General features: G+C 41.3%; 19 protein-coding genes. 14 read left to right on the top strand and 5 right to left on the bottom strand.

Annotation, left to right across the window (positions count from 1 at the left end):
- Positions 1-65 precede the first annotated feature (65 nt).
- On the top strand, positions 66-1,097 hold the full coding sequence (locus DDZ16_RS12720; protein ID WP_232526660.1) for an endonuclease/exonuclease/phosphatase family protein: 1,032 nt from the start codon (positions 66-68) through the stop codon (positions 1,095-1,097).
- A gap of 14 nt (positions 1,098-1,111) precedes the next feature.
- On the opposite strand, the gene DDZ16_RS12715 is transcribed toward DDZ16_RS12720, so the two are convergent.
- On the bottom strand, positions 1,112-1,945 hold the full coding sequence (locus DDZ16_RS12715) for a CvfB family protein (RefSeq protein WP_109264850.1): 834 nt from the start codon (positions 1,943-1,945) through the stop codon (positions 1,112-1,114).
- A gap of 535 nt (positions 1,946-2,480) precedes the next feature.
- On the opposite strand from DDZ16_RS12715, the gene panB reads away from it, so the two are divergent.
- Positions 2,481-3,299 carry a 3-methyl-2-oxobutanoate hydroxymethyltransferase gene (panB, locus tag DDZ16_RS12710; RefSeq protein WP_109264849.1) on the top strand — a complete coding sequence of 273 codons (819 nt, stop codon included), beginning with the start codon at positions 2,481-2,483 and terminating at the stop codon, positions 3,297-3,299.
- A 78-nt stretch (positions 3,300-3,377) separates the two neighbouring features.
- On the top strand, positions 3,378-4,073 hold the full coding sequence (locus tag DDZ16_RS12705; RefSeq protein WP_232526657.1) for an RluA family pseudouridine synthase: 696 nt from the start codon (positions 3,378-3,380) through the stop codon (positions 4,071-4,073).
- A 420-nt stretch (positions 4,074-4,493) separates the two neighbouring features.
- Here DDZ16_RS12705 and DDZ16_RS12700 read toward each other — a convergent pair whose 3' ends face one another.
- From DDZ16_RS12700 to DDZ16_RS12690, 3 genes are all read right to left on the bottom strand, one after another.
- Positions 4,494-4,967 carry a flavodoxin domain-containing protein gene (locus DDZ16_RS12700; RefSeq protein WP_109264848.1) on the bottom strand — a complete coding sequence of 158 codons (474 nt, stop codon included), beginning with the start codon at positions 4,965-4,967 and terminating at the stop codon, positions 4,494-4,496.
- Positions 4,964-5,275, bottom strand: a complete 312-nt coding sequence (locus tag DDZ16_RS12695; RefSeq protein ID WP_109264847.1) for a hypothetical protein — start codon at positions 5,273-5,275, stop codon at positions 4,964-4,966. The genes DDZ16_RS12700 and DDZ16_RS12695 overlap by 4 nt, the downstream gene beginning before the upstream one ends.
- Before the next feature lie 101 nt (positions 5,276-5,376).
- Positions 5,377-6,510 (bottom strand): helix-turn-helix domain-containing protein, encoded by a 1,134-nt coding sequence (locus tag DDZ16_RS12690; protein ID WP_109264846.1) that lies wholly within the window; start codon positions 6,508-6,510, stop codon positions 5,377-5,379.
- Between the two features lie 298 nt (positions 6,511-6,808).
- Between DDZ16_RS12690 and DDZ16_RS12685 the strand changes: the two genes are divergently transcribed.
- From DDZ16_RS12685 to DDZ16_RS12655, 7 genes are all read left to right on the top strand, one after another.
- Positions 6,809-8,503 (top strand): thiamine pyrophosphate-binding protein, encoded by a 1,695-nt coding sequence (locus DDZ16_RS12685; protein WP_109264845.1) that lies wholly within the window; start codon positions 6,809-6,811, stop codon positions 8,501-8,503.
- Positions 8,504-8,568: 65 nt separating this feature from the next.
- Positions 8,569-9,891, top strand: a complete 1,323-nt coding sequence (locus DDZ16_RS12680; protein WP_109264844.1) for a 2-hydroxyacyl-CoA dehydratase family protein — start codon at positions 8,569-8,571, stop codon at positions 9,889-9,891.
- A gap of 10 nt (positions 9,892-9,901) precedes the next feature.
- Positions 9,902-11,848 carry a PAS domain-containing sensor histidine kinase gene (locus DDZ16_RS12675; RefSeq protein WP_109264843.1) on the top strand — a complete coding sequence of 649 codons (1,947 nt, stop codon included), beginning with the start codon at positions 9,902-9,904 and terminating at the stop codon, positions 11,846-11,848.
- Between the two features lie 112 nt (positions 11,849-11,960).
- Positions 11,961-12,911, top strand: coding sequence for a hypothetical protein (locus DDZ16_RS12670; RefSeq protein ID WP_109264842.1), 951 nt, complete (start codon positions 11,961-11,963; stop codon positions 12,909-12,911).
- A 171-nt stretch (positions 12,912-13,082) separates the two neighbouring features.
- Positions 13,083-13,568: a sigma-70 family RNA polymerase sigma factor gene (locus DDZ16_RS12665; protein ID WP_109264841.1), complete on the top strand. Its 486-nt coding sequence runs from the start codon at positions 13,083-13,085 to the stop codon at positions 13,566-13,568.
- Positions 13,569-13,601: 33 nt separating this feature from the next.
- Positions 13,602-14,477: a FecR family protein gene (locus tag DDZ16_RS12660; protein ID WP_109264863.1), complete on the top strand. Its 876-nt coding sequence runs from the start codon at positions 13,602-13,604 to the stop codon at positions 14,475-14,477.
- Positions 14,474-16,966, top strand: a complete 2,493-nt coding sequence (locus DDZ16_RS12655) for a TonB-dependent receptor (RefSeq protein ID WP_198416714.1) — start codon at positions 14,474-14,476, stop codon at positions 16,964-16,966. Before DDZ16_RS12660 ends, DDZ16_RS12655 begins: the two co-directional genes overlap by 4 nt.
- 215 nt (positions 16,967-17,181) lie before the next feature.
- Here the strand turns inward: DDZ16_RS12655 and DDZ16_RS12650 are convergent, their stop codons facing one another.
- Positions 17,182-18,732 carry a methyl-accepting chemotaxis protein gene (locus DDZ16_RS12650; protein ID WP_109264840.1) on the bottom strand — a complete coding sequence of 517 codons (1,551 nt, stop codon included), beginning with the start codon at positions 18,730-18,732 and terminating at the stop codon, positions 17,182-17,184.
- A 1,105-nt stretch (positions 18,733-19,837) separates the two neighbouring features.
- Here DDZ16_RS12650 and DDZ16_RS12645 point away from each other — a divergent pair.
- The 4 genes from DDZ16_RS12645 to DDZ16_RS12630 all read left to right on the top strand — a co-directional run bounded on the left by DDZ16_RS12645 (position 19,838) and on the right by DDZ16_RS12630 (position 24,208).
- On the top strand, positions 19,838-21,979 hold the full coding sequence (locus DDZ16_RS12645; protein WP_109264839.1) for a P1 family peptidase: 2,142 nt from the start codon (positions 19,838-19,840) through the stop codon (positions 21,977-21,979).
- Between the two features lie 85 nt (positions 21,980-22,064).
- Complete coding sequence (locus DDZ16_RS12640; RefSeq protein ID WP_109264838.1) at positions 22,065-23,081, top strand: histone deacetylase family protein; 1,017 nt, start codon at positions 22,065-22,067, stop codon at positions 23,079-23,081.
- Between the two features lie 121 nt (positions 23,082-23,202).
- Positions 23,203-23,757 (top strand): DNA-3-methyladenine glycosylase I, encoded by a 555-nt coding sequence (locus DDZ16_RS12635; protein ID WP_109264837.1) that lies wholly within the window; start codon positions 23,203-23,205, stop codon positions 23,755-23,757.
- Positions 23,758-23,761: 4 nt separating this feature from the next.
- Positions 23,762-24,208: a C-GCAxxG-C-C family (seleno)protein gene (locus DDZ16_RS12630; RefSeq protein WP_109264836.1), complete on the top strand. Its 447-nt coding sequence runs from the start codon at positions 23,762-23,764 to the stop codon at positions 24,206-24,208.
- The last annotated feature ends 92 nt before the right edge of the window (positions 24,209-24,300 follow it).

The following is a 24,300-nucleotide window of genomic DNA, read 5'->3' as shown; positions in this document are numbered from 1 at the left end:
CACCCTTTTTTTGCTAAAGGCTTTGTTTTTCGTTTCAGGTTAACCCATCTCTTAAAACCCAAATAATGAAAATTTATTTCTTATTGTTTTCCGGTCTCTTCTTCCTTATTATTCATTCTTCCAAAGCACAGAATACTGCTAATAAAAGTGCGGGTATTTTATTTTACAATGTCGAGAATTTATTCAATCCTGAAAACAATCCGGAAAAGGATGACGATGAATTTACGGAGGAGGGAATGCGGCACTGGAATTACTCCCGGACTGTCAGGAAACAGAATAATATTGCACGGGTGATATTGTATTCAGGACAGTGGAATCCACCTGTTCTGGTCGGACTATGTGAGGTTGAAGATGAAAAATCTCTCAAAGGACTTATCTGGAATACCGGATTGAATAATCTTAGTTATGCATTTGAGCATTTTGATTCACCTGACAAAAGGGGAATTGATGTAGCACTCCTGTACAGAAGGGATCGCTTTAGGGTTTTAAGCTCTTATCCTGTTGCGGTGAGGATGAATGAAAAAGACAGGCCTACCCGCGACATATTGTATGTTTGCGGACTTCTTGACGGACTGGATACTCTGCATGTGATGGTGAATCACTGGCCTTCACGTTGGGGTGGGGAGGCCAGTACCCGGGAAAAACGCAAAAAAGCTGCCCTGACACTTAAACAGCTCTGCGATTCGGTGCTCAAAATTAATGCGAATGCCCGCATTATAGCAATGGGGGATTTTAACGATGAACCCGGGGATGTTAGTTTAAGATTGGTAAGTGATTCCGTTTTCAATAAATCGGATCAAAAATTGGTGAATCTGGGCTTTTTTGCTGAGGGAAAAGTGGAAGGTACTATTAAACACCGGTTTGAGTGGGCAATTTTTGACCAAATTTTGATTTCTAATGCACTGTTACAAAATAAAAAGCCCCATGGATACATTCTCAAAAAGGTGCAGCTTCAAATAAAAGGACTTCCTTTCCTGTTAGAAAAAGATCCTGAATATCCGGGGGTAAGAGTGAACCGGACTTATATTGGCTACAAATACCATGGTGGATACAGCGATCATCTTCCCGTGATGATAAGCTTGACCAGCCTGCCATGAAATCGGCAGGGGTGTTATTTTACTTTTTGTATACCATCTTTTTCCAGTGTTATTTTTCCCTGTTTGTAAAGTGTTCCAACAGCTTTTTTGAATGCTTTTTTGCTTATTCCCAAAAGAAGTTTTATTTCTTCAGGACTGGACTGGTCGGTAAGGGGCAGTAAGCCGTTGTTCTGATCCAGCCGGGACAGCAGTAATGAAGAATTGTCCTGTATGGCTTGCATCCCAAGGGGGGAAAGAGACAAATCGATTTTGTCATCTTCTCTTATACGTTTAATGTATCCTGGTATGTGAGCTCCTGTTTTAAGTTGCTCATTTGTTTCATTCCTGTATAAAAGACCTGAATGAGTCTGGTTAATAATGGCTTTGAATCCAATTTCAGTTTCACCTGAGATGATCAATTCTACTTTGTCTCCTGGTTCATATTTGGGAGATGTGTTGTCCAAAAATTTATCGATTTTGGCAGAGGCAACAATTCTTTTTGTGGCATCATCCAAATAAATATATACCAGATGTTTTTCCCCTTCCTGCATTCGCACTCTTTGTTCACGGAACGGCACCAGCAGCTCTTTGGCCAGTCCCCAATCCAGAAAAGCACCGACATTGGTTACAGCCGAAACCTTAAGAAAGGCAAAATCGCCTACTCTTGCAATTGGTTTTTCAGTGGTAGCTACCAGTCTGTCTTCGGAGTCCAGATAAATAAAAACCCTGATTTCCATGCCGGGCTTCAGGTCATCTTCTGTATACCGGTTTGGCAAAAGTATGTTGCCCAGGTTGCCGCCATCCAGAAAGGCTCCAAATTGTGATAACTCCGAAACCTTTAGTTTGTTGTATTGTCCTATTTGGATCATTCAGCTGCGATTATTTGTGTTTGTTTTTCTCATAATATGAGGGCTGTTCCTCCTGAAATAACTATTTCAGAAATTTCCGATCTCAAGATTTCTAAATTCTCAATGGTTCCTGTGTATGGGAAAGTTTTGAGTTCTATCATTAAGCCATAGTGCAAAAACCCGTAAAATTAAGGTCCGGACCCACCCATGATAATTGCCTCCGGAGCCTATGCAAAGATAATGGTTTTGATGGCATTCGCCAGATGTTCTCCACAGACACTGAAAAGTTAGCCGGATTGTGAATTTCGTTGCAGGTGTAAATAAAAATTAGATTGCAACCGGTCCGCATTACTTTTCTTAAAAATGATTGATGCATTATTCTTCATCGTGTTCATCCAGCGGCAGGAAGCAGGCCACATTAAATGTTCCTTTGTTTTGGAGGGGGAAGCGGAGGTTATTTGAAGAGGGCATTCGTATTTAATTCAAAGAGGTGGGCATTCTCCAAATTAAAGTAATAACTTTGCCGTTTAGATTTAATATAAAACAGATTTGTGTTATGTCAGCTGCAAATGAACGTCCTAAAAAGGTGACAACTCATGTTTTGAGTGAAATGAAAATGAAAGGTGAGAGAATCTCGATGCTCACCGCTTATGATTATTCTTTGGCTACTATTGTAGATCAGGCTGGTGTTGATGTAATACTTGTTGGAGATTCGGCCTCCAATGTAATGGCAGGTTGGGAGACTACTTTGCCCATTACCCTTGATCAGATGATCTATCATGGGGCCTCTGTTGTCAGGGCTGTAAAAACAGCCCTTGTCGTGGTAGATATGCCTTTTGGATCCTACCAGGGAAATAGTCTTGAGGCTTTGCAGTCGGCTATACGAATAATGAAAGAGACGGCTGCCGATGCTGTTAAACTGGAAGGTGGTGCTGAGGTTATTGACTCTGTTAAGCGGATTATTTCTGCCGGAATTCCGGTGATGGGACACCTGGGATTGACGCCTCAGTCTATTCATAAATTTGGGACTTACACTGTGCGGGCCCGTCAGGAAGAGGAAGCCAAAAAATTAATTGAAGATGCCCACCTTTTAGAGGAAGCAGGCTGTTTTGGAATTGTGTTAGAAAAAATTCCTGCGAGCCTTGCTCAAAAAGTGGCTTCAGAATTGAAAATTCCTGTTATTGGAATTGGAGCCGGAAACGGGGTTGACGGTCAGGTTTTGGTATTGCATGATATGCTTGGGATCAATCAGGCTTTTTCTCCCAGGTTTTTGCGGCGCTATCACAATTTATTTGCTGAAATTACGGGTGCGGTTGGAAATTACATCGAAGATGTGAAATCAGGCGACTTCCCTAATGAAAGGGAACAATACTAACCTGCTTTTTAAAGAGAAATTTCCCATTCTAACTTAAAAAACAAAACTGTTTCTGATAACGAGAAGAAACCGGAAAAAATGAGTATGAACTTGAATATATTATACGAAGACAATCATTTGATTGCTGTAAACAAAACCGGATCGGACCTGGTGCAGGGAGACGAAACCGGTGATGAGCCTTTAAGCGAGAAAGTAAAGACTTATTTAAAAGAAAAATACAATAAACCCGGGGATGTTTTTCTGGGTGTGGTTCATCGCCTGGACAGGCCGGTGAGCGGAGTTGTTTTATTTGCACGCACCAGCAAAGCACTGAGCCGGATGAATAAGCTTTTTCAGGAAAAAAAGGTTCAAAAAACATACTGGGCTGTTGTTAAGGAATTACCTCCCCAGGAGGAAGGCGAATTACGCCATTACATGCTAAAGGACAGTAATAAAAACAAGTCTTATGCATTGCCCAAAAAACGATTAGGGTCCAAAGAAGGAATTCTTCAATATCGCCTTATTTCCAGTACTTCTAACTATCATTTGTTGGAAGTGGATCTGAAAACCGGCCGACACCATCAGATTCGTAGTCAGCTGGCTAAGATTGGATGCCCCATTAAAGGAGATTTGAAATACGGATTTCCCCGCTCTAACAAGAGTGGAGGGATATCCCTCCATGCACGCCGAATTGAGTTTGTTCACCCTGTAAAGCAGGAACCGATTGTAATTGAGGCTCCCACTCCTCAGGATGACAATCTCTGGAAGGAATTTGATAATGTGATGAAGGGCTAGTGTGACAATTACTAAATTCATTCACTAATTTCAGGCGCTTTTTTCCTTACTGCTTCGTTGGGGCTTTTAACCATAGCTAAGGCTATGCTTAGCAAACCCCGCCTTGCATAAAGAAAAAAATCACATAAAATTCAAGTAAACCAATTTAATAAATATCACACTAGTGTCAAGTCAAACATAGTCTGACGGCCCAAGCCTTGCTCTTTCTACCTTGTGCTTCCCGAAAAATAGACTCATGTAGGTACGGGTATGCTTACCTTTTTGTTGATTTGCACAAGGTGAAAAACAGCGGCGGCTTACCCGCTATTCTACACTTGATTTGACACTCGTCTTGATAGTTTTTAACGCTAAGGTGACACCAATCGAAGGAATATTCTCTCTTCATTGGTGTTTTTTTATTCTGAATCGTTTAGAGGAAAATTAGTCCATTGCAAGACTAAGTTCCTTAATTTTCTTGTGATTTATCCTGGAAACGGACTGGCTGATGCCTGCTATCTTTTTGGTCATTAGTTTTTCAAGCAGGTTCATGTTCTCGAAAATAAATTCACCTCCTACACATTGGCAACTTGAGGCATGGTTTCTGAGAATCTCCGGAAACGCGTTTTCAAATTGTTTTTGCGCTTCTTTTTCGTACATGCAACAAAGGAACAGGGCTAGTTTTTTCTGAAGCAGGACGGTTGTGTTCTGATTTATGAATCGTTGCAGTGATTGTTGTATGGTTCCTGCATGGATAGAACCACCAAGAATAACCTGATCATAAAGAGAAAGGTCAATCTTAGAATGTTTCCTGATATTAAAAAGGGCCACCTCATGACGGGCCAAATGGTTTGAGATTTCATCGGCGACTTTTTGTGTAGTTCCATGCTTTGATGCATAAATAATGGCTGTTTTCATGGTGTATGTGATTTTAAGGTGATTGTAGAATTTTTATTCTGCTGAAATGATAAATCATGCAAAACTTTGTGGAGCTTGAGCCCGGAATTAAACCCGGTTTTTGTTGCACCGCCAAAGATATTTATTGCAAGTCTCGTCTCGTTGTCGGGATTTCTGCTCTCAACAATACATTTTGCGTTGACTCCAGCCTGAATTTTAGATACCAATCTTGTTGGAGAAGATTCTTTTTCAGAATTCAGGATGGAACTTTTATATCCCAAAAGGCTTAGAAATTCAAATAATGTGATAAAGGATGTTCTTTTTTGCATGACTTTGTGTTTGATGCAAATGAAGAACAATCTATTTTCACTGAAGTCTCTTTTTGGGGAAATGAAGTCTCATGTTCCGGAAATTCCCCAAAACAGAGGTCTCAACTTTCTGAGACCTGCCGGGAATACTCCCCCGGTGTTATACCTGTACGCTTTTTAAAAACTCTGTTGAAGGTAGCCTTTGAGTTAAAACCACACTCATAAGCAATGGCTATAAGAGTGAGCGTTTCTTGTTTGTTTGTTTTGCAAAGGGCTTTGAATTTTTCTACTCGAAATTGATTTATGAAGTCGAAAAAACTGGATTTGAGGTGCCCGTTTAATATGTCGGATAAATACTCCGGGGTAACAGACAATTCTTTGGCCAGAGTGCTCAATGTCAGGTCCGGGTTAAGAAATGGTTCCTGGTCATTCATGTATTGAAGCAAAGAGGTAACAAATATTTCTTCCTTTTTTAATAATGGCTTTTTCTGTTTTATGGGGGCAACAGATGGAATGTTTTCCAAATTATGAGATGAAAAAATGTTTCCTTGTTTAAGACCCTGAAATCCGAGCACCAAAATGTAAATGGAAGCAATGGTGAAACCGATTAGCTGCAATATTTTGTATGGAAAAATACTCAAAAAATAGTCAAGAATATAAGTTGCGCTTATGGTGGCATAAAAAATCATGGCCGAGAACAGAACGAAGCGTAACCACTTCAGGTTGAAGTTATCCATGCTTGAAAAAACTGTTTTAGCTTTTTTCCTGTATCGTTTTATATGCAAAAGGCTGCTGATAATATAATATTGTGTGAAAACAAGAATGGCTAAGATGGTTATTGGATAGGATAAGCGTTGTTGAAATAATTGTTGGGAATCAGATAGGATTTTATCCTCCGGGGCAAGGGAGTAATAAGCAAGGCTAAGAAAAGTGAAGAGCATCAAAAAAGGGAGTGCATGAATAAGATACTTGGGTTTTAGTGAGAATTTCTCAGATGTCAGCGACTTGACATATAACCACAATGCGGGGCCGTGGAGAAGAATGAATGGTGTTGAGCTGTTAATGAAGAAAGGGAAAGGATAAGCGTTCTTTCGATTATACATCTCCATCCAACTCAGAAAGATGGTAAGGGCATTTATGAAAAGAATGGTTCCCAATAGCCAGTCCGACTGTTTTTTATGCTTTTTTGTCAGGACCAGAAATAAGAGAAAAAGGGATTCAAAAACTGCGATAACCAGCAAAAAATCTGCATCCATTGTTTGAAAAATTTTGAACGAAAGTTAAGTATTTTATATTTTAATTCTATGGTTCTTAAAATATTGTTAACCTGGGTGTATAAGGATTTGGCAACTATTATTTTGCAACAAAATACAAAGGGTTCTTGGAAAGAAATTGAGTTCAATTGTTAGTATCGGTCTTACCACCAGGTTTTTGATTTAATATTTTTTTCTGTAACTTACGGAATAGATCGTTTTTTCCTGACCGTTTGGGCCAATATGGTCATTGTAAATAACGATATGATCGACTATAATTTAACCTTAAACCAGGCAAATTATGCAAAAACGTGTCGCTAATGTTATTGCTCAATTGTTGATTAATAAAAAGGTAGAATACGTGTTTGGGGTAACCGGCAAAACGATTGCCCCTTTTTTAGATGCCCTTCTTGATTATGAACAGATAGAGTACATAGCCGCAAAGCATGAAAATGGAGCTGCTCTTATGGCCTATGGTTACGCCCAGGGCAGCGGGAATATTGGTGTGTGTTGCGGCTCCACCGGCGGCGGCTCTACCAATCTTGCTACAGGCGTTGCAACGGCTTTTATGAACTCGGTTCCAATGCTGGTTATTACCGGCCAGGTTTCCACTCAGGATTACGGGAAAGGGGCATTTCAGGAGTCAACAGGTTTTGGGCAGTCGATAGATACTGTCGATTTTTTCCGTTCTGTTACCAAAGAAAGTTTTGCTGCTATCAACCCTCTTAAAGTGGCGGATGCTATTGAATATGGTATTCGAAGTGCCCAATCGGGACGTATGGGGCCTGTTCACATTAATATCCCGTTTGATATTCAACAAGCTGAAATTGACCTTTCAAAGCCGGATTTCAATTCTCGTGCACATACCAATGGAATTGTAGGAGAGAGCACCGGACTGAAGGAGGCTCTTTCATTGCTTGATTCAGCTCAAAAGCCGGTTTTTCTTGTTGGTTGGGGCGCTGTTCAGAGTGAAGCTCACAAAGAAATTATTGAAATATCGGAGAATCTTGAAATTCCTGTGGCAACGACCATACAGGGCAAGGGAGCCATTCCTTCAGATCATCCACTTTGTCTGGGGGTAGTTGGGATTTGCGGTCATCAGGTGGCCGTTGATTATGTATTTGATCAATCTGATTTATTAATTGCCGTAGGAACCAGTTTTGGTGAGTTTTCCACCTATGGTTGGGACAGCCGCTTTCTGAGCAAAAAGAAAATCATTCAAATTGATATTGATAATCGGGAGATTGGCAAAAACTATCCCGTTGAAATTGGGCTTACAGGAAATGCTAAAATCATTATCCATCAGTTGAATTTGATGATCCGGAAAGCCGGCATAAAGGCGAAACCCTCCGGCCGATTAGTAAGTGAATTCATAAACTCGCTTGGAAGGGTTATGAATCCTGAGAAGATGGGTGATAATAGTGTGCCTTTAAAACCTCAGCGTTTGTTTGAATTGGTCAATAAGATCTCTTCGGACAATACACTTTTTTTGGCCGATTCAAGCTCTCATTGGGCCTGGTCGATGCATTATCTGAAAATAAAGAAAAACGGAAATTTCTACCCAACGCTTGGATTAGGCGCCATGGGCGCATCCATCGGCTCAGCCATTGGCATCAAACTCAGCCGGAATGATAATCCGGTGGTTTGTATTTGCGGTGATGGTTCTTTCTTAATGGGTGGTAATGAGGTTGCCACCGCCGGCCAGTTTAACATCCCGGTAATATGGATTGTTTTTAATGATTCACGTTACGGCATGCCGGAGGCCTCCATCAAACGAATGTATAATAGAACTATTGGCGTAAGTCTTTCGGATACAAACTTTGCAAAAATGGCAGAATCTATGGGTGTTACCGGTTTTAGAGTTGATAATTCACATGATTTTGCAAGGGCTTACAAAGATGCCTTGGCTTTAGGCCAACCTGTGGTGATCGATGTTTTGATCGATAAAACGGAGATTCCCCCTATTGGAAAACGAAAGCTAATTCCTGAAGATTAATCCATGTCCCTGCCTTCCATGGGTAAGGGGTCAAACCTTGTTTAATAAGTTGATAGATCGTTGCTATGGATAATTTTGAAAAGTCAGATATAATTACTGATGTTGCTTATCGGAAAAACAAATCCAGATTTGTGCCCCGGGATGAGCAGGTACGTCTTAACCATCAAATGAAGCAGAAACTGGTGAGGTTCTCTTCCGAAATTGCTTCCGAAACTCAACGTCCTGAGGCCATGGCGTTATTTGATGAAATGATGAACGGAATGCACGGTGACCGGGTAAAGAACTTATATGCTTATCGCCGGCAGGGCAATCATGTTATGGCATTAATCTGTAATTCATTGCCTCCGGAACTGGTTTACGCCATGGGCAATTTTATTCCGGTGAGTGTTTGCATGGGGGCTGGTGAAGTGGAGCCCTATGCTGACGAATATTCAAAGGGAATGTGTTCAGTTTCAAGATCCTTGCTCGGATTTCTGTCATCAGGGATGTGTGTTTTTTTCAATCTGGCCGATCATATTTTGTCCTCGGACCTTTGCCCTTCGTTAAAAAAGACTTCGGATATTATTGAAAAAATAAGTGATGAGTTTGATGTTTTTTGTCTGCAAACGAATAAAGCCCGGGGAGGAAAACTGAATGTGAATACTTCCGGTTTTATGAATTGGGTAAACTCTATTAACGGTGGCAATGGCTTAAATAGTAAAAGACTTATTGAGTATGCATCTTTATATTCCGAAATCCGCTACACTTACCAGTCGATCTTCAACTTAAGGAAATTAAGTAATCCCCCGATAAACGGCAAAAACAGCCTTTGGATTCAACAACTGATGTTGGTTGAAGAACCCCGTAAGTTACTCCGTGGACTAAAAACGCTGGAAAAGGAGTTGTTGGAACGGGCATCGGAGAATATTGGTTACGACGCTGAAGGAAAAAGAAAGCGGGTGATGCTCATAACCCCCAGAATTATGCCACCCTTTGGTGAGATTTACAGAGTAATTGAAAATGCGGGCGGAATTATTGTTTATGAAGAGATTGATATGGGCATTACCAATATCAATTATGAATTAACCCGTTTGAATGAGATTCTGATCAAAAATGGATCCGAATCAGCTGCAAAATATATGTTGGCATGTGTGGATATTAATTCCAGTTCTTGTGTGAAGGAGTTTGACATGGATAAAATCCTGCACAGCATCGATGAATATAACGTTGATGCAGTAATCCATTTCTCTTTCCGGAATTGTGAAATTATGCATAAGAAAACCAATAATATTAATAATTTGTTGAACCAAAGGGGGATTGCATCTCTGGTTATAGAATCCGATTATATGGAGTTTTTTGAAAAGGAATTGATGCTGGAAGAGGAAATTTCGAACTTTTTGTACCCGTAAATCCAAGATTATGAGTAAGCGAAAACAATTAGAACAAGCTCATGACAGAATAAAAGAGCTTGAGGAACAACTTTCCAAGTCTCACGATAAAGAGATCAATCTCCTTCAGATAATACAAAAACTTGAGAGTCATATCTTTCGCTGTAAAAAAGGCGGGGACGGAAAATATTATTCAACCTTCAGTGAAGGCAAACTAGCCCGGTTATACAATATCCGAACGGACCATGTTAAAGAGAGGACGCTTGAAGAAGTAATGGGCAGAGAGCCGTTTTCCAGGTTAAAACCATATTATGACCAGGTTTTTGAAGGGAAAACTGTTGAGTATCGTGGTTTTTTATTTGATGGTCGTTTTTTTTCTATGAAACTGACACCTTCTGTAAAAGATGGTGCTGGAAATGTTGTTGAAGCAGTTGGAATTACACAAGATATTACCGAAGTTCATACTTCCCAGCTTGAAACACAGAAAATGTCGGATGTGCTCAACAGGATTATTGAGTACAACCCTTACAGCATTCAAATTTTGGATCAAAAAGGTTATCATCTTCGTGCCAATAAAGCCTTTTTTAATTTGTTTAAAACGGAACCTGATAAGGGGTGGTCAATTTTACAGGATGAGCAGATTACAGGGGGAGGGTTGAAGGAAAGGCTTTACCGTGTTTTTCAGGGGGAAATTGTTCAAACACCACCTATCTGGTACAATGCACATCTTCTCGATCCCAAATATCCCGATAACCCCATTTGTATAGGATCGGTAATTTTCCCGGTTTTTTTATCCGACGGAAAACTGGAATTTATCGTTCTGATGCATGAAGATATTACTGAGAGAATTAATGCTCAGGACGCTTTAAAACGGAATAGCGAAAAGATGGACCATTTACTTTCATCCAATCCTGCTGTTATTTACACGTCTGAAGTTTTACCTCCTTATCAATGGACTTTTATCAGTGCAAATGTAAGCGATTTAACAGGTTATTTGCCTGAAGATTTTTTGTACAGCCAGTCTTTTTGGTCAGAACATGTTCATCCCGATGACCAGGCCGAGACACTTGAAAAACTTGACAAAATTGTATTGGATGGTCACCTGATAATGGAGTACCGGTTTCGTTGCAAGGATGGTTCTTACATATGGATCTTGGATGAAACCAAAATATTATACGATTCCGAGGGTGATCCTATGGAAATGATCGGATATTGGGTGGATATTACCAAACGAAAAGAGGCTGATCAGGAACTGATCCTTGCAAAAGAAAAGGCTGAAGAATCAGATCGGTTGAAGTCCGCTTTTCTGGCCAATATGAGTCATGAAATCAGAACCCCAATGAATGGAATTCTTGGGTTTTCAGATTTGTTGAAAGATCCTGATCTCTCGAACCAGGAGAAAACAGAATTCGTGGCCATGATTCGTAAAAGCGGGAACCGATTACTGGGCATCATCAATGATTTGATCAATATTTCAAAGATTGAATCGGGCCAGATGCAGGTGAAGTTTGAAGAAACCAATATCAATTCTCAGCTGAGTTTTCTGCAAGGCTTTTTTGAAGGAGAGGGTAAAACTAAAGGGATCGAGATATCCCATACCAGCCCTTTGTCTGATGATGAAGCCGTAGTGATGACAGATAAAGAAAAGCTTTACGCCATACTGACCAATTTAATTAAAAATGCCATTAAATTCACCGATGAAGGAAGTGTCCGGTTTGGATATATAAAAAAGAAGGATAATTTTGAGTTTTATGTCTCCGATACCGGTATTGGCATTAGTAAAGAAAACCAGCAAAAGGTTCTGGAACGTTTCATCCAGGTTGATTCGGGTTTTGCCAGTGGCTATGAAGGGGCCGGACTCGGACTTTCGATTTCCAAGGCCTACATTGAACTCCTGGGTGGGGAAATCTGGCTGAAATCGGAACTTGGAGAAGGTACAACTTTTTATTTTTCTGTCCCCTTAGTGTCTAAAAAATAATGTATTATGTGGGGGCGAAATTTTTTTTAGAAAAAAAAGGAGGGTAAACGAAATCTTATGCGGTATCTATATAAAAGCAAACATTGAAATTGAGAATTAAAACTTTTGAGTTATGAAAAAATTATTGTTTGGCTTGGTTATAGGAACCGCAGTTGTTTTTTCCGCATGTAATAATGAGGATGAAATTGTTCCTGCCAGCGATTATGCAGAACCTGATTTTAATGTAACTGTTGAATCAGTGGTTACTACTGATGCAGCGATTGAAGATGCTGTTGAATCAGTAGAATATGAGGTGGATCTTTTTTCCGGTACAACGGGTGCTATTGATGATTTGAGTAGCGATGCTTCCATCGAGGACCAGTTGAAAGCGGGAAATCGTGAGCAATACCGCAATCGTTACAGATTGGGCAACATGCCGGATGTTTCTGTTGACTGGAATAACGGAGATTTTCCAAGAACCATAACATTGGACTATGGAGAGGAAACTGAGCTTGAAAACGGACGGATTATCAGCGGAATAATTGAAATCGTTGTATCTGCTCCTATGAATACCGAAGGGGCAACCAGAACGGTTACCTTTACCGATTTTTCGGTAGATTCTCTGGTTGTTAGCGGATATATTGAAAAAGAGGTGGTCAGCCTGGAAGATGGCCGGGTTGTACACATTGTTCGTGACCTGGAGGTAACCTATCCGGATGGTACCGAAGTTGAGTATTATGCAGAAATGGAACGTACCTGGATTCAGGGAATGGGAACGCCTTTTTACCATGGTGATGATGTGATGGGAATTACCGGATTTGCCACTTGTAAAGATTCGGATGGCAATGAGTATACCCGTGAGATAAAAGAGCAACTCCAAAAAAGAGGTGGTTGTCGTTATCTGGTTAGCGGAGAGGTTGAATACTCGGCCAACGGACTGGCTTTTGGATCTGTTAACTATGGCGATGGCACTTGTGATAACGTGGCTGTAATTAATATGGCAGGGCAAGAAAAACAGTTTCGGATTGGAGAGCACGTAAGGGAAAGAGTGCAAAACAGAAATCAAAATCAGGGCGGAAAATAAAAATAATCTTTTTCAGAGGTCAACAGTTTGTTAACCTTTTCTAATGAATTGCAATATAGCTATTGGTCATCATGGGATGGCACTTGTTAAATTCATATTATCAGTGTCTTAAGAGACATCTTAAATCTAATATCTATCCCGAAGCATTCGGGACTAATGATCTATTAAGAGGTGACAAGGGAAGTATTTAAAACATTGTTTGATGCCAATTTTGATGCATTGCGAAACTATCTCTATTATCGGTCGGGCGATAAAGATCTGGCCACCGATATAGCCCAGGAATGCTTCCTTCGCCTCTGGGAAAAACAACCCAAAGGAGACCCGGACAAATTAAAGGGTCTCCTCTTTAAAATAGGTCATGATTTGTTTATCAGTAAATTCAGACATGCCAAAGTGGTTGAGAATTTTGCATTGAGGACTAACGGAGAATATCACTCTTCTTCACCTCATGAAGAAATGCAATACAAAGAGTTGGAAAGTAAATATTTAAGCGTACTAAAAGCAATGCCTGAAAAACTGAGGGTAGTATTTCTGATGAGCCGAACCGAAGAGTTGAAAAACCGGGAAATTTCAGAGAGACTGGGAATCAGTATTAAAACAGTTGAAAAGAGGATGACAAAGGCATTGGGTATTTTAAAAGAAGCACTTGTTTATTAGGTATTTAGAATGGGGATTGATCCCTTGAAGCAGATGCAAAGAAAAGAATCACATATTGATAAAAAGCTGGATGAGAATCTGAACCGGCTTCCTGATCTCAATCTGGATTTTGAGAAATCAAAAGATGAGGTTTGGGCCGTTTTGTCCAAATCCATTGAAGCTTCAGGAACTGAATCGTCCGGTTCACTGGTGGAAATGTTTCCGGGACGAATTTGGATGATAGCGGCAGCAGCAGTTATTGTGGTTTTGGGAACAGGTCTTTTTATGCGTCTCTACACGACTGAAGTTATTGCTCCATTGGGAGAGCACGTTTTGGCTCAATTACCGGATGGATCAGAGGTGAAGCTCAATGCTGGTTCGTCGATAAGTTATAAACCATTTTGGTGGCCTTTTAATCGCGAGACTCATCTCGAAGGGGAAGCTTTTTTTGAGGTAAAAAAGGGAGAGGAGTTTGAAGTGAACTCCCAGGCAGGCAGGACCATAGTCTTAGGCACCAGCTTTAATATTTATGCGAGGGAAAATCAATACAAAGTTACCTGCTTTACCGGAAAGGTGCGGGTTGTTGCCCGGCAAAGCGGGCATGTTCTGGAGATTATACCCAATGAGCAGGCGGCTCTTAACAGAGATGGTTCCTTGCGATTATCCAAATTGAAAAATCCTGAAGAAGCTGCTTCCTGGCTGAATGATATGTTTGTGTTTACCGGAACGCCTTTGAATGAGGTGTTTGATGAGATTGAGCGTCAATACAATATTGCGATCTCAGAGGAAGCTGATCTGGATTACTTATATACCGGCAATTTTTCGCGTAATCAAACAGTGGAGCAGGTTTTGAAAATGGTTTGTAAACCTTACGGGCTGCAATTCAGGAATTCTGGTCAGGAATTTGTAATTGTTAAGGTTCAAAAATGAGTGTCTTTCAAAGGGTTTTTCTGATTCTTTCTGTTTTCCTGATTTTTGGCAAAATTGCTTCATCTCAGGATTATCGTGTTGATTGTCACGATCAATCACTGAACCGTCTTTTGATCGAACTTCGCCAGCAATATGATTTGCAATTCTCTTTTGATGACGAGAAACTGTCCCGGTTTTCGGTTTCTATCTCTCATAATTTTTCTTCAGTACCGGCACTTCTGGATGCCATTTTCAGGGAACTGCCTTTTTCCTGGGAACTGATGGGTGAGGTTTATGTGATTTATGAAAAAGAAATTCCGGAGGCTCCCCCGGAGTTTTATTTGTCGGGGCTGGTAATTGAAGAAGAGACAGGTGAGTCTTTGCCATTCTCGCATCTTTCAATAAACGGATATCAGACTGTTACTGATGTTAATGGGGCATTTCGCTACACCGCCACTGGTGATTCTGTCTTTCAGGTTCAAGCATCCCATTTGGGGTGCTTTGTTATGGATACCGTTTTATTGCCCGGAAGAAGTCATAGAATTGAGCTTACGCCATTTGCTTATGATCTGCCGGAAGTAATTGTGAGTCATAACGTGGTTGAAAGGTCCGTTCAAATGGGGGAAGCACCCGGTATGATCAGTTTGAACTCTTACATTGCCGGCTATTTGCCAGGTAGCGGCGATAATGCCGTTTTTAATTTGTTGCGGCTTCAGCCCGGAATTGTTGCAGCTGGTGAACAACCCAATGATTTGATTATCTGGGGCAGTTATGAAGGAACCAGTAAGGTGAAATACGATGGAATGACCATCTGGGGACTGAAAAACTTTAATGACAACATCAGTGCCGTTAATCCTTTTATGTCTAAAAATGTGGCAGTTTTTAAAGGCGGTTATGATGTTACCCATGATGATTTGGTCGGTGGTGTGGTCGAAATTGCCGGAAAAACCGGCCGCCGGGATCGCGCGGGAGTGAATTTGTTTTTGAATAACGAAACCATTAACGGCATGGTGGAGACACCCTTGTCGGAAAGATCGTCAGTGGTGTTGGCTTTTCGGCAAACCTACTACAATCTTTTTGAACCCGAGGATATTGACTTTTCTGATTCCCGCGACCTTGAATATAAAATTGATGTGGAGCCTGAATATCGTTTTCGCGATTTCAATGCCAAATATTCATGGCAGGAGGATGATGGCAGCCTCTTTTATGTGAGTATGTTGTTTGGCGATGACGATTTTTCTTATTCGGCCAGACAAGAACGACAACAAAACATTATTACCCAAACAACTTCTGAGGAGAACCATCAATATGGGGGGGCTCTATTCTGGGGAGAAAATTTTAAAAACGGGGATCGCCTAAAATTACAGGGCTCCTGGTCGGGCCTGAATTCGACTTATGGGGTGAGACGTTATATTGAAAACCTCCGTTTTAACCGGATGTTTCCGAGAGTGGATAACGAGACGGTGACTAAGGTGGATGAAGGAGCACTGAAGGTCGATTATCAATTTCAGCGAAAAGCAAAAAATGTTCCCCGCATAGGATTGGAACTGGTGAGGGACCATTTGAATATCACAGAAGATTCCTCAGACATGGAAAGGATAAGCTCCGATTTTGAGGGATACAGAATTGCCGGCTTTCTGCAGAACAAAATGTTGTTAAGTGAGCATTTTGAGTTGAAAGCCGGAATTAGAATGAACCATTCCCTTTATACTTCTAAATCTTATCTGGATCCAAGGGTTGAACTTAAGTATAAATTGGGACAAAACATTAAGCTGAACGCAGCCTGGGGACAGTATCATCAGTTTTTGGTGAAAAGCTCATTGTTTGATGAGACGGATAATTTCAGGTACACCTGGTCGCTGGCCGACGGAGAAAACATTCCGGTTATGAATTCACAACACTGGGTAGGGGGTGTGACATGGGCTGATAACGACCTTACCATCAGTCTGGACGGTTATTACAAAAGTGTGGAGGGATTTACCCGTTATGTTCGCTTTAGCCAAAGTCGGGAAGAGGTTTATGAAGGAACGGGACAGAGCTATGGGCTTGATGTTTTTTTGAAAAAAGATTTTAAAGGACACACTTTCTGGACATCTTATTCTGTCGGTCGGGCAGAAGAGTTGTTTCCTTATTTTCCGGAACAGCAATACCGCCGGGCACCACACGATCAGCGTCATGAATTGAAAATGGCAGCCCTGGTGCACTTGTTTAAAGATATTCATGTGTCTGCTACATATGTATTTGGAACGGGATTCCCGCTTTACGCCAATTATTTGAGTGATAGATTTACCGAGCCGGATTACAACCGGTTGGATCTTGCTTTAGTTTATCGTCTCTCGCTTTCCAAAATTGATGGAGAGTTAGGTCTCTCTCTGCTCAATGCCCTGGACCATTACAATGTAAAATATTCAAGTTTCGAACAAATTCCGCTTGACCAGTTAAATACAGCCTATATTGATGCGGAGGCAGTTGACTTTACTCCATTGGTTTTTTTGAAAATGAGGTTTTAGCAACTAAGTCAGCAAAACGATTTTTTGCTATAGTTTGAGCTTTACATCATAAAAAAGAAGCTGTCCCAAAAGTACAAAACATTAATGGCTTGTCATGTTGAGCGTAGGCGAAACATCTGTATATAAAACAAAAAGATTCTTCAACAAGCTCAGAATTACGTCAAATTCGGACTTTTGAGACAACCTCCTTTTTATATATAGTAAAACGGCTTGGTTTACAGTTTAAAGAACTCGACCAGTTCATCCAGGGCCTTTGACTGGGCTGTTAGCTGCTGTGCGCTGGAAGCCAGCTCTTCGGACGATGCAGCATTTTGCTGGCTCGACTCATTGAGTTCCTGCAGAGCATTGTTGATTTGCTGAACACCAATGTTCTGCTCCTGACTGGCGCTGTTAATTTCCTGAACCAAAGTGTGGGTGTTGGTAATTTCAGGTACCAATGTTTTAATAATGGTCGCAGATTCTTCCGAAATGCTGTGGGTGGATTTTGAAAGCTGAGCAATTTCATCCGCTGCGGTTTTGCTTCGCTCGGCCAATTTACGAACCTCGGCTGCTACCACCGCAAAACCTTTTCCTGCTTCTCCCGCTCTGGCTGACTCAACCGCAGCGTTGAGAGCCAGTATGTTGGTTTGGAATGCGATGTCATTAATGATGGTGATTTTTTCAGCAATATCCTGGATGGCTAGTATGCTTTCCTGCCCTGACTCCTCCATCTTTTGCATACTTTGAGTTGCCTCCTGAGCAATTTCCTGCGCTTTTCCTGAGTTTTCCGCATTCTGGAAAATATTAGAAGACATTTCTTCCAGGGACGCAGATACCTCTTCGGAGGCACTGGCCTGTTGCTGGGCAATCTGCGAAAGTGATTGAGAACTGTCACTAATCTGATTACTGGCTCCATTGATATCCTGTGAGGCCCGCGATATATTCAGAATAATTTCTTTAAGCTTTTCTGACATCTGGCGCATGCTGTCAGCCAGAATGCCTACTTCATCATTTGTTCGGGTGGTGATTTTTTCTTTCAGATTTCCTTTGGCAATTTCACCGGCTGTGCGTGTCAGTTTAACAATAGGATTGGAAATGCGTTTTCCCATGATCCATGCGACTCCGGTACTCACAATGATGAGTAAAACGATGATTCCAAGCAAAGAAAGAATGATATTCCTGGTATAAGCTTTGTTTTCTTCTTCAATTTCGGCGATTACTTTGTCTATGTCGTCGATGTAGTTTCCAGTTCCGATAATCCAGTTAAAGGGCTCCACATATTTGCTGAAGCTTCTTTTAGGCAGGGGCTCATCACCGCCTTTTTTCGAAAACCAGTAGTCTGTATAACCCCCACCTTTAAGTCCGGCATCAATAATCTCTTTGATCAGGTAGTTACCTTTCTCATCTTGTAATTCGAGCCGATTCTTCCCTTCGCTATCCCCTCCAAGCAATACAACATTATCTCCTTCTTTGGTGTCAGCCCAGAAATATCCTTCAGGACCATACCTGAGGTCACGAAGCAATTCTTCTGCGAGCATCTGACTCTGGTCTTCTGATATCACACCTTCCCGCTTCACTTCATCTATTTTTAAAAGCATACTTTCAGCGGTCTCAACTTCATATTTTATTAGTTGGTCGAAGTTGTTCTTTAACATCTGATTCAGTTGGTGAAGATCCTTTTTTTGCTTGTTGTTGAGCAGATATGTGGTTACAAGTCCTGTTGTCCCCCCGATAATGAATGCAACGGTTACTGCCAGTGTTACAATTTTGTTAGAAATCTTTTTCATAAAACCTGTTTATTCCCTTTTCGTACTCGTCTTTTCAATTTGTCTCGTTGCTGTGTTTCGTTATTTGAATCATAATGATCTAAACTCTGTTTCCTGCATTTAAAGGAAATCAATGGTATTATAATGCTTTGTTTTTGTTAAGTATAATTGGTTCAAATAGTAAGGGTAGGCGGTCAATACAGTATCTATACGGAAAATCCCCAATATAGATTCATTTCTCAAATCAATACCTCGTTAAACTTTTGTAAAAAGCCATAAGTCAACGTTTTATCATTAAGTGTGTGTCTGTGAAAATCTCAGGTTAGGAGGTTATATGGTTTATTTCAGATCTTTCATCTAAGTAAAGTCATAAACCATTTAAAATGTGTTTTTTATGATTTTCTTAGTTTTTTAAATATGCCGCAAAAAGAATCAAAATTTCTTATATTCGAAAGTTTCCAGCTTCTAACTTCCAGCCTCCAGCTTCCGGCTTCCGCGCGGCTGGGCTACTTTTATCTAACTCAGGTTGTAATCCGCTTTATGTAAAAGCCTTAATGCATGTAGTTGGGTGTTTGCTTTTCAGGCAATCGTCCTCTGACAATGTTGAATGCTGACTGAGCGTCAATTTTTTCCTTCTGCTTTCTGTCTCTCAGACTTCCGCCTGTTGATTACTTAGAGTCTGTCTATAAACTAAGCGTTTTTCACGTGTTTGAGATAGAAAGTTCAAATTCAAGGCGCGTGAAAATTCTAAAGTAACAATCTGTTGTCATATGGGATGTGATATTTGAATGCGAATTTCAAGTAATTGATTTGAAGGTTAAAATATTATCATGGCGGTTATTTCTGTGGGTTAGTTTACCATAATAGATCGTTAGAGTTTTAGATACCTGCCTGACGGGGAGTCATATAAGAGGTGTGGCAAATCTTATGGTGCTGAAAACCTGTTCATTAGTCTAAATTAATGGGTGTCTGCAAGTAATTAAATACGAGTGTATTTTGAAGGCCTGGCGGAGTCTTGTTGCCAAGCGGGCCCTGAGAAATAACTATTGACTTAGCGCATCAAAACAGCTTAGATTTATATTATTGATATTAAGTCCATTTATCAGAAGTTAATTCAAGGCAAAAGATGAGAATTACTATCGCATTTAACCTTCGTTATAATGAAGAGGAACAATCCGCAGAGTTGATTGCAAAAGAAGATATTGAGCGGATTTTTCACGCCATTTCGAGTTTGCAACACACTGTTAAATTGGTTGAAGTTTCGGGAAAGCCCAACGATGTAGTTGAGAGACTTTTGGAGAGTGAGCCCGATTTGATTTTTAATCTGGCCGAAGGTACTATCGGAAGCTCCCGTGAAGCTTTTTATCCCGGCTTATACGAGCAAATGGGGATTCCTTTTACGGGAGGAAATGCCTCTCTTTTGCATTTGAATCTGGATAAGCACCTCACGAAGACTGTTCTTGGTTCACGCGGAATCAGGGTGCCTCTGGGATCCCTTGTTACTCCCAAAGACCATATTATTCCGGGGAATCTTCACTATCCACTGATGATAAAACCTAACTCGGAGGGATCGAGTATCGGGATCTCACAGAAATCGGTTGTTGAGGATTCACGTACTGCACAAAAACGCATTAATGAACTGTTGCGTGAATATCCTGCCGGGTTGGTTGTTGAGGAATTTATTCAGGGGCGTGAGCTCAGCGTTCCGTTTATTGAAAGTTATCCGGGTAAAATTCTGGATATAGTGGAACACACCTTTGATCTTGAGAAAACGGGAGGAAAATTTAATATTTACGATTATTCGCTTAAACAGGGCGTAAATGAAGATGCTGTTCATGTTAAATGCCCGGCCGAAATAAGTGCGAGAGAGGAACGGGCTGTTCTGGAAATGGCCCGGAAGGTTTTTGATTTCATGACTTGTCCTGATTTGGGAAGGGTCGACATCAGGCTGGATAAAAGTGGAAAGCCTTATTTTATTGAACTAAATCCACTTCCCAGTCTTCATCCAAATGCCTCATTGATGGTTGCCGCAAGAAAAAGGGGATTGGAGTTTCGTGATGTTATCCGGCTGATAATCCGGTCGGCTGCCCGTCGCTATGGATTGGCTATTCGGCCGGTTAGGAAAAGCCTGAAAGGGGATTATGAGATTGGCGTTCAAAGACCTACGGCCAGAGAGCTTGGAGTCTCAGTCGGTCATCTGAGTCCGGGATTGCAAAATGCCATAACAGATGTTAAGGGAGTGAGAGTGGGGCATTTTTCCTGGATTGAGGACAATGTGAAAATTCCCGGACATACAGAGGTGACAAGTATCAGAACCGGAGTTACTGCTGTTTTACCGGCCGGACATACTTACATTAACAGGTTGGTGGCCGGTGGCTTTATTCTCAACGGGGTTGGCGAGATGGCAGGCCTGACCCAGGTTTTGGAAACCGGCTGGTTGGAAACACCTGTTTTATTGACCAACTCCCACGCTGTAGGGAGGGTTTATTCCGGTGTAATAAACCATATGATCAGAAAGTATCCCAAGTTGGGTACTGTGACCGATGTGGTATTACCTGTGGTGGGGGAAGCGGATGATTCTTTTCTGAATGATGTAAGAGTTGGGTATTGCAGTGGACAGGATACTGTAAAGGCCATAGAAAGGGCTACTGATAAGGGCGTTTTGCAGGGGTCTGTTGGTGCCGGTACAGGAATGACGAGTTTCGATTTTGCCGGAGGAATTGGCACATCATCCAGAATCATTGATATGCCCGAAGGCGGCGGTTTTACTGTTGGGGTATTGGTATTGTCTAACTTTGGAAAAATGCGCAACCTCACCGTGGATGGAGCGGTAGTGGGTCGTGAACTGGATAAAGAGTTTGATTATTTGAGCCGGCGGGAAGCTTCGGAAGGTTCTGTTATTGTGGTTGTGGGTACCGATGTGCCTTTGATCAGCAGTCAGCTCAATCGTTTGTCCCGCCGGGCTGCGCTGGGGTTGGGACGAACCGGGAGCTTTGCTGCTTCCACAAGCGGAGAAATAATCGTGGCTTTTAGCACGGGTAATCGTAAGCCGAGGTCCACCTCTTCAACAAATAAATTCATCACCCTTAAGTGTATTTCTGACGCTCATATTAACATTGTTTATGAAGCTGTTGTGGAAGCTACTGAAGAAGCTGTCCTGAATGCAATGTTTTGCTCGGGAGGGATGAACGGACGTATGCAAAGATGGTGTCCCCCAATTCCTCACGATCGGGTAGTGGAAATATTAAAAGGGGGCAGAAAGATTTGAGTTTGCTTCATGATTAAATAAAGCTATGAGTTTTCTAAGATGGCGTTTCTATCCTCTGGTTTCTAACTTCTAATGTTCTAAAAAAATGATAGTCATTGAAAAATACAACGACAGTCTTCACAATCCTTACTGGAAATTTCAGCTTGGGCCCGAATCTTATGAAATAAAGGATACACCGCACCGGGTTGAAACCATAAAGCAAGCTTTGAGTAATGAGGCAGACTTTCAGTTTTTTAAGGCCAGAAAATTCCCCGAACGGTATATTGCTAAAATACATCCTTACCATGATTACATTCGCAACACAGCACTTGAGATGAAAGAGGATGAGGAATTCTATCCCGATTTGTTTCCGGGGGAAGGAGCGCATCTCCCCAAAAGGGTTGATTCACCTTTGTGGGGCGGAATATGGTGCACAGATGCTGTTACTCCTATCAAGAAAAAGACCTATGATGTAGCACGGGCCTCTGCCGAATCTGCTTTGACCGGAGCCGAAATGCTCCATAAAGGGGATGCAGACCTCGTTTATGCACTTTGCCGGCCATCAGGCCATCATGCCGGTCCGCGGGTATTTGGCGGCTATTGCTATTTCAATAATGCGGCTACGGCAGCCGAATATCTGTTACCTCACGGAACCGTGGCCATAGTAGATACGGATTATCATCATGGGAATGGCACTCAGGAATTTTTCCAGGAAGTCAAATCGGTTTTTACTTCCTCCATTCATTGCGATCCTTCAAATGAGTATCCATATTTCTGGGGATATTCAGAGGAGACCGGAAAGGGACAGGGTGTTGGCTCAAATCACAACGAACCTTTGCCCAAAGGAACAGGTTTGCCTGAATACCTGGAAGCGGTGAGACGCATTACTACTCATATTAAGGAATTTAATCCCTCCTGGCTTATTTTGTCTGCAGGATTTGATACTCATGTTGATGATCCAATTGGTGGATTCAATCTTCAAACTGAGGATTTTTTTACCATTGGGAAAGAATTTGGAGCCCTGAATCTGCCTATTCTGATTTGTCAGGAAGGGGGTTACAACCTTGAAGTTCTTGGTGCTTGTGTGAAAAATTTCTTATCCGGACTGAAGGAGGCAAGATGAGGTTTTAATGCCATAAATAAGCCAGGAATTTTTTTAACTTCGTTCAGGATTTTTTACCATCGCCTATCTGTATGGCCAGCCTTTAATTTGGTTGGCGGAAATCTTTATGAAATTAAATCTTATGGCACAACCCAAATCGTATTGCGAAGCAGTAGAGATAATGGAAGACGACAGCGTTCACCGTGTCTATCACGACACGGCTTATGGCTTTCCCATTGAAAATGACAATGAATTGTTTGAAAGACTGATTCTTGAAATCAATCAGGCTGGTTTAAGTTGGACCACCATTCTTAAAAAGCAGGATAATTTTAAAAAGGCATTTCACGGTTTTGAAATAAAAAAGGTGGCCGGTTATGGCGAAAAAGACCGGGAGAGATTATTAAATGATGCCGGAATTATTCGAAATCGCAGAAAAGTGGATGCCACCATTCACAATGCCAACGTGGTATTGACTCTTCAAAAGGATTTTGGCTCCTTTAAGAGCTGGCTGGACCATCATCACCCCAAGTCTAAAGAGGAATGGGTGAAGTTATTTCGCAAAACTTTTAAATTTACAGGGGGTGAAATTGTGAATGAGTTTCTGATGAGTACCGGATATCTTCCAGGCGCACATATCGAGTCGTGTCCGGTTTATCACGAAATACTAAAACACGAACCCTCCTGGGCTCAACAATAATATTATGGAAAAGGCAAGTTCTGTTTTTAATAAAGGCTTTAATTGCGCTCAATCAGTGCTGTTGAGTCATGGTGAAGCGTTTTTTAAGGATGCTGGGTATGCATTAAAACTGGCCTCCGGGTTTGGTGGTGGCATTTGTGGAAGAGGGCACACCTGCGGGGCTGTTACAGGTGCCTTAATGGTTTTAGGTTTACACTTTGGATATTCATCTGTTGAAAATCCTTCAGAAAAGGAGAGAGCCCTTAGGATTAAAAAGGAGTTCCTGGAGACTTTCGAGAACCGTTTTAATGGGTTGGATTGCAAACAACTATTGGGTGCTGATATCGGTACCTCTGAAGGTCGCGATTACGCTCGTGAAAATAATCTTTTCGAAAAGACCTGTTCCCAATTAATTGATGGAGCTTCTGAGATTTTAGACGGCTTGATTGAGAAATGTAAGAAAATTAATTAGAGTCTGTCTATAAACTAAGTAAAGTTTGTCTTTAGTCATGTGTCTGGTCAGAAAGTGCCAGTTGCAAAGCTTGCGAAGCCGCTAAAAAAGGA

This window comes from Marinilabilia rubra, assembly GCF_003121985.1.
Classification (GTDB): domain Bacteria; phylum Bacteroidota; class Bacteroidia; order Bacteroidales; family Marinilabiliaceae; genus Marinilabilia; species Marinilabilia rubra.
Note: the sequence above shows the minus strand (reverse complement) of the source record. Positions and strands in the feature narration are given on the sequence as shown.

What these genes read in the sequence shown, in the direction of transcription:
- DDZ16_RS12720 (WP_232526660.1), top strand. Translation starts at nt 66, where the DNA reads ATGAAAATTTATTTCTTATTGTTTTCCGGTCTCTTCTTCCTTATTATT.
- DDZ16_RS12715 (WP_109264850.1), bottom strand. Translation starts at nt 1,945, where the DNA reads ATGATCCAAATAGGACAATACAACAAACTAAAGGTTTCGGAGTTATCA.
- panB (WP_109264849.1), top strand. Translation starts at nt 2,481, where the DNA reads ATGTCAGCTGCAAATGAACGTCCTAAAAAGGTGACAACTCATGTTTTG.
- DDZ16_RS12705 (WP_232526657.1), top strand. Translation starts at nt 3,378, where the DNA reads ATGAGTATGAACTTGAATATATTATACGAAGACAATCATTTGATTGCT.
- DDZ16_RS12700 (WP_109264848.1), bottom strand. Translation starts at nt 4,967, where the DNA reads ATGAAAACAGCCATTATTTATGCATCAAAGCATGGAACTACACAAAAA.
- DDZ16_RS12695 (WP_109264847.1), bottom strand. Translation starts at nt 5,275, where the DNA reads ATGCAAAAAAGAACATCCTTTATCACATTATTTGAATTTCTAAGCCTT.
- DDZ16_RS12690 (WP_109264846.1), bottom strand. Translation starts at nt 6,510, where the DNA reads ATGGATGCAGATTTTTTGCTGGTTATCGCAGTTTTTGAATCCCTTTTT.
- DDZ16_RS12685 (WP_109264845.1), top strand. Translation starts at nt 6,809, where the DNA reads ATGCAAAAACGTGTCGCTAATGTTATTGCTCAATTGTTGATTAATAAA.
- DDZ16_RS12680 (WP_109264844.1), top strand. Translation starts at nt 8,569, where the DNA reads ATGGATAATTTTGAAAAGTCAGATATAATTACTGATGTTGCTTATCGG.
- DDZ16_RS12675 (WP_109264843.1), top strand. Translation starts at nt 9,902, where the DNA reads ATGAGTAAGCGAAAACAATTAGAACAAGCTCATGACAGAATAAAAGAG.
- DDZ16_RS12670 (WP_109264842.1), top strand. Translation starts at nt 11,961, where the DNA reads ATGAAAAAATTATTGTTTGGCTTGGTTATAGGAACCGCAGTTGTTTTT.
- DDZ16_RS12660 (WP_109264863.1), top strand. Translation starts at nt 13,602, where the DNA reads ATGCAAAGAAAAGAATCACATATTGATAAAAAGCTGGATGAGAATCTG.
- DDZ16_RS12655 (WP_198416714.1), top strand. Translation starts at nt 14,474, where the DNA reads ATGAGTGTCTTTCAAAGGGTTTTTCTGATTCTTTCTGTTTTCCTGATT.
- DDZ16_RS12650 (WP_109264840.1), bottom strand. Translation starts at nt 18,732, where the DNA reads ATGAAAAAGATTTCTAACAAAATTGTAACACTGGCAGTAACCGTTGCA.
- DDZ16_RS12645 (WP_109264839.1), top strand. Translation starts at nt 19,838, where the DNA reads ATGAGAATTACTATCGCATTTAACCTTCGTTATAATGAAGAGGAACAA.
- DDZ16_RS12640 (WP_109264838.1), top strand. Translation starts at nt 22,065, where the DNA reads ATGATAGTCATTGAAAAATACAACGACAGTCTTCACAATCCTTACTGG.
- DDZ16_RS12635 (WP_109264837.1), top strand. Translation starts at nt 23,203, where the DNA reads ATGGCACAACCCAAATCGTATTGCGAAGCAGTAGAGATAATGGAAGAC.
- DDZ16_RS12630 (WP_109264836.1), top strand. Translation starts at nt 23,762, where the DNA reads ATGGAAAAGGCAAGTTCTGTTTTTAATAAAGGCTTTAATTGCGCTCAA.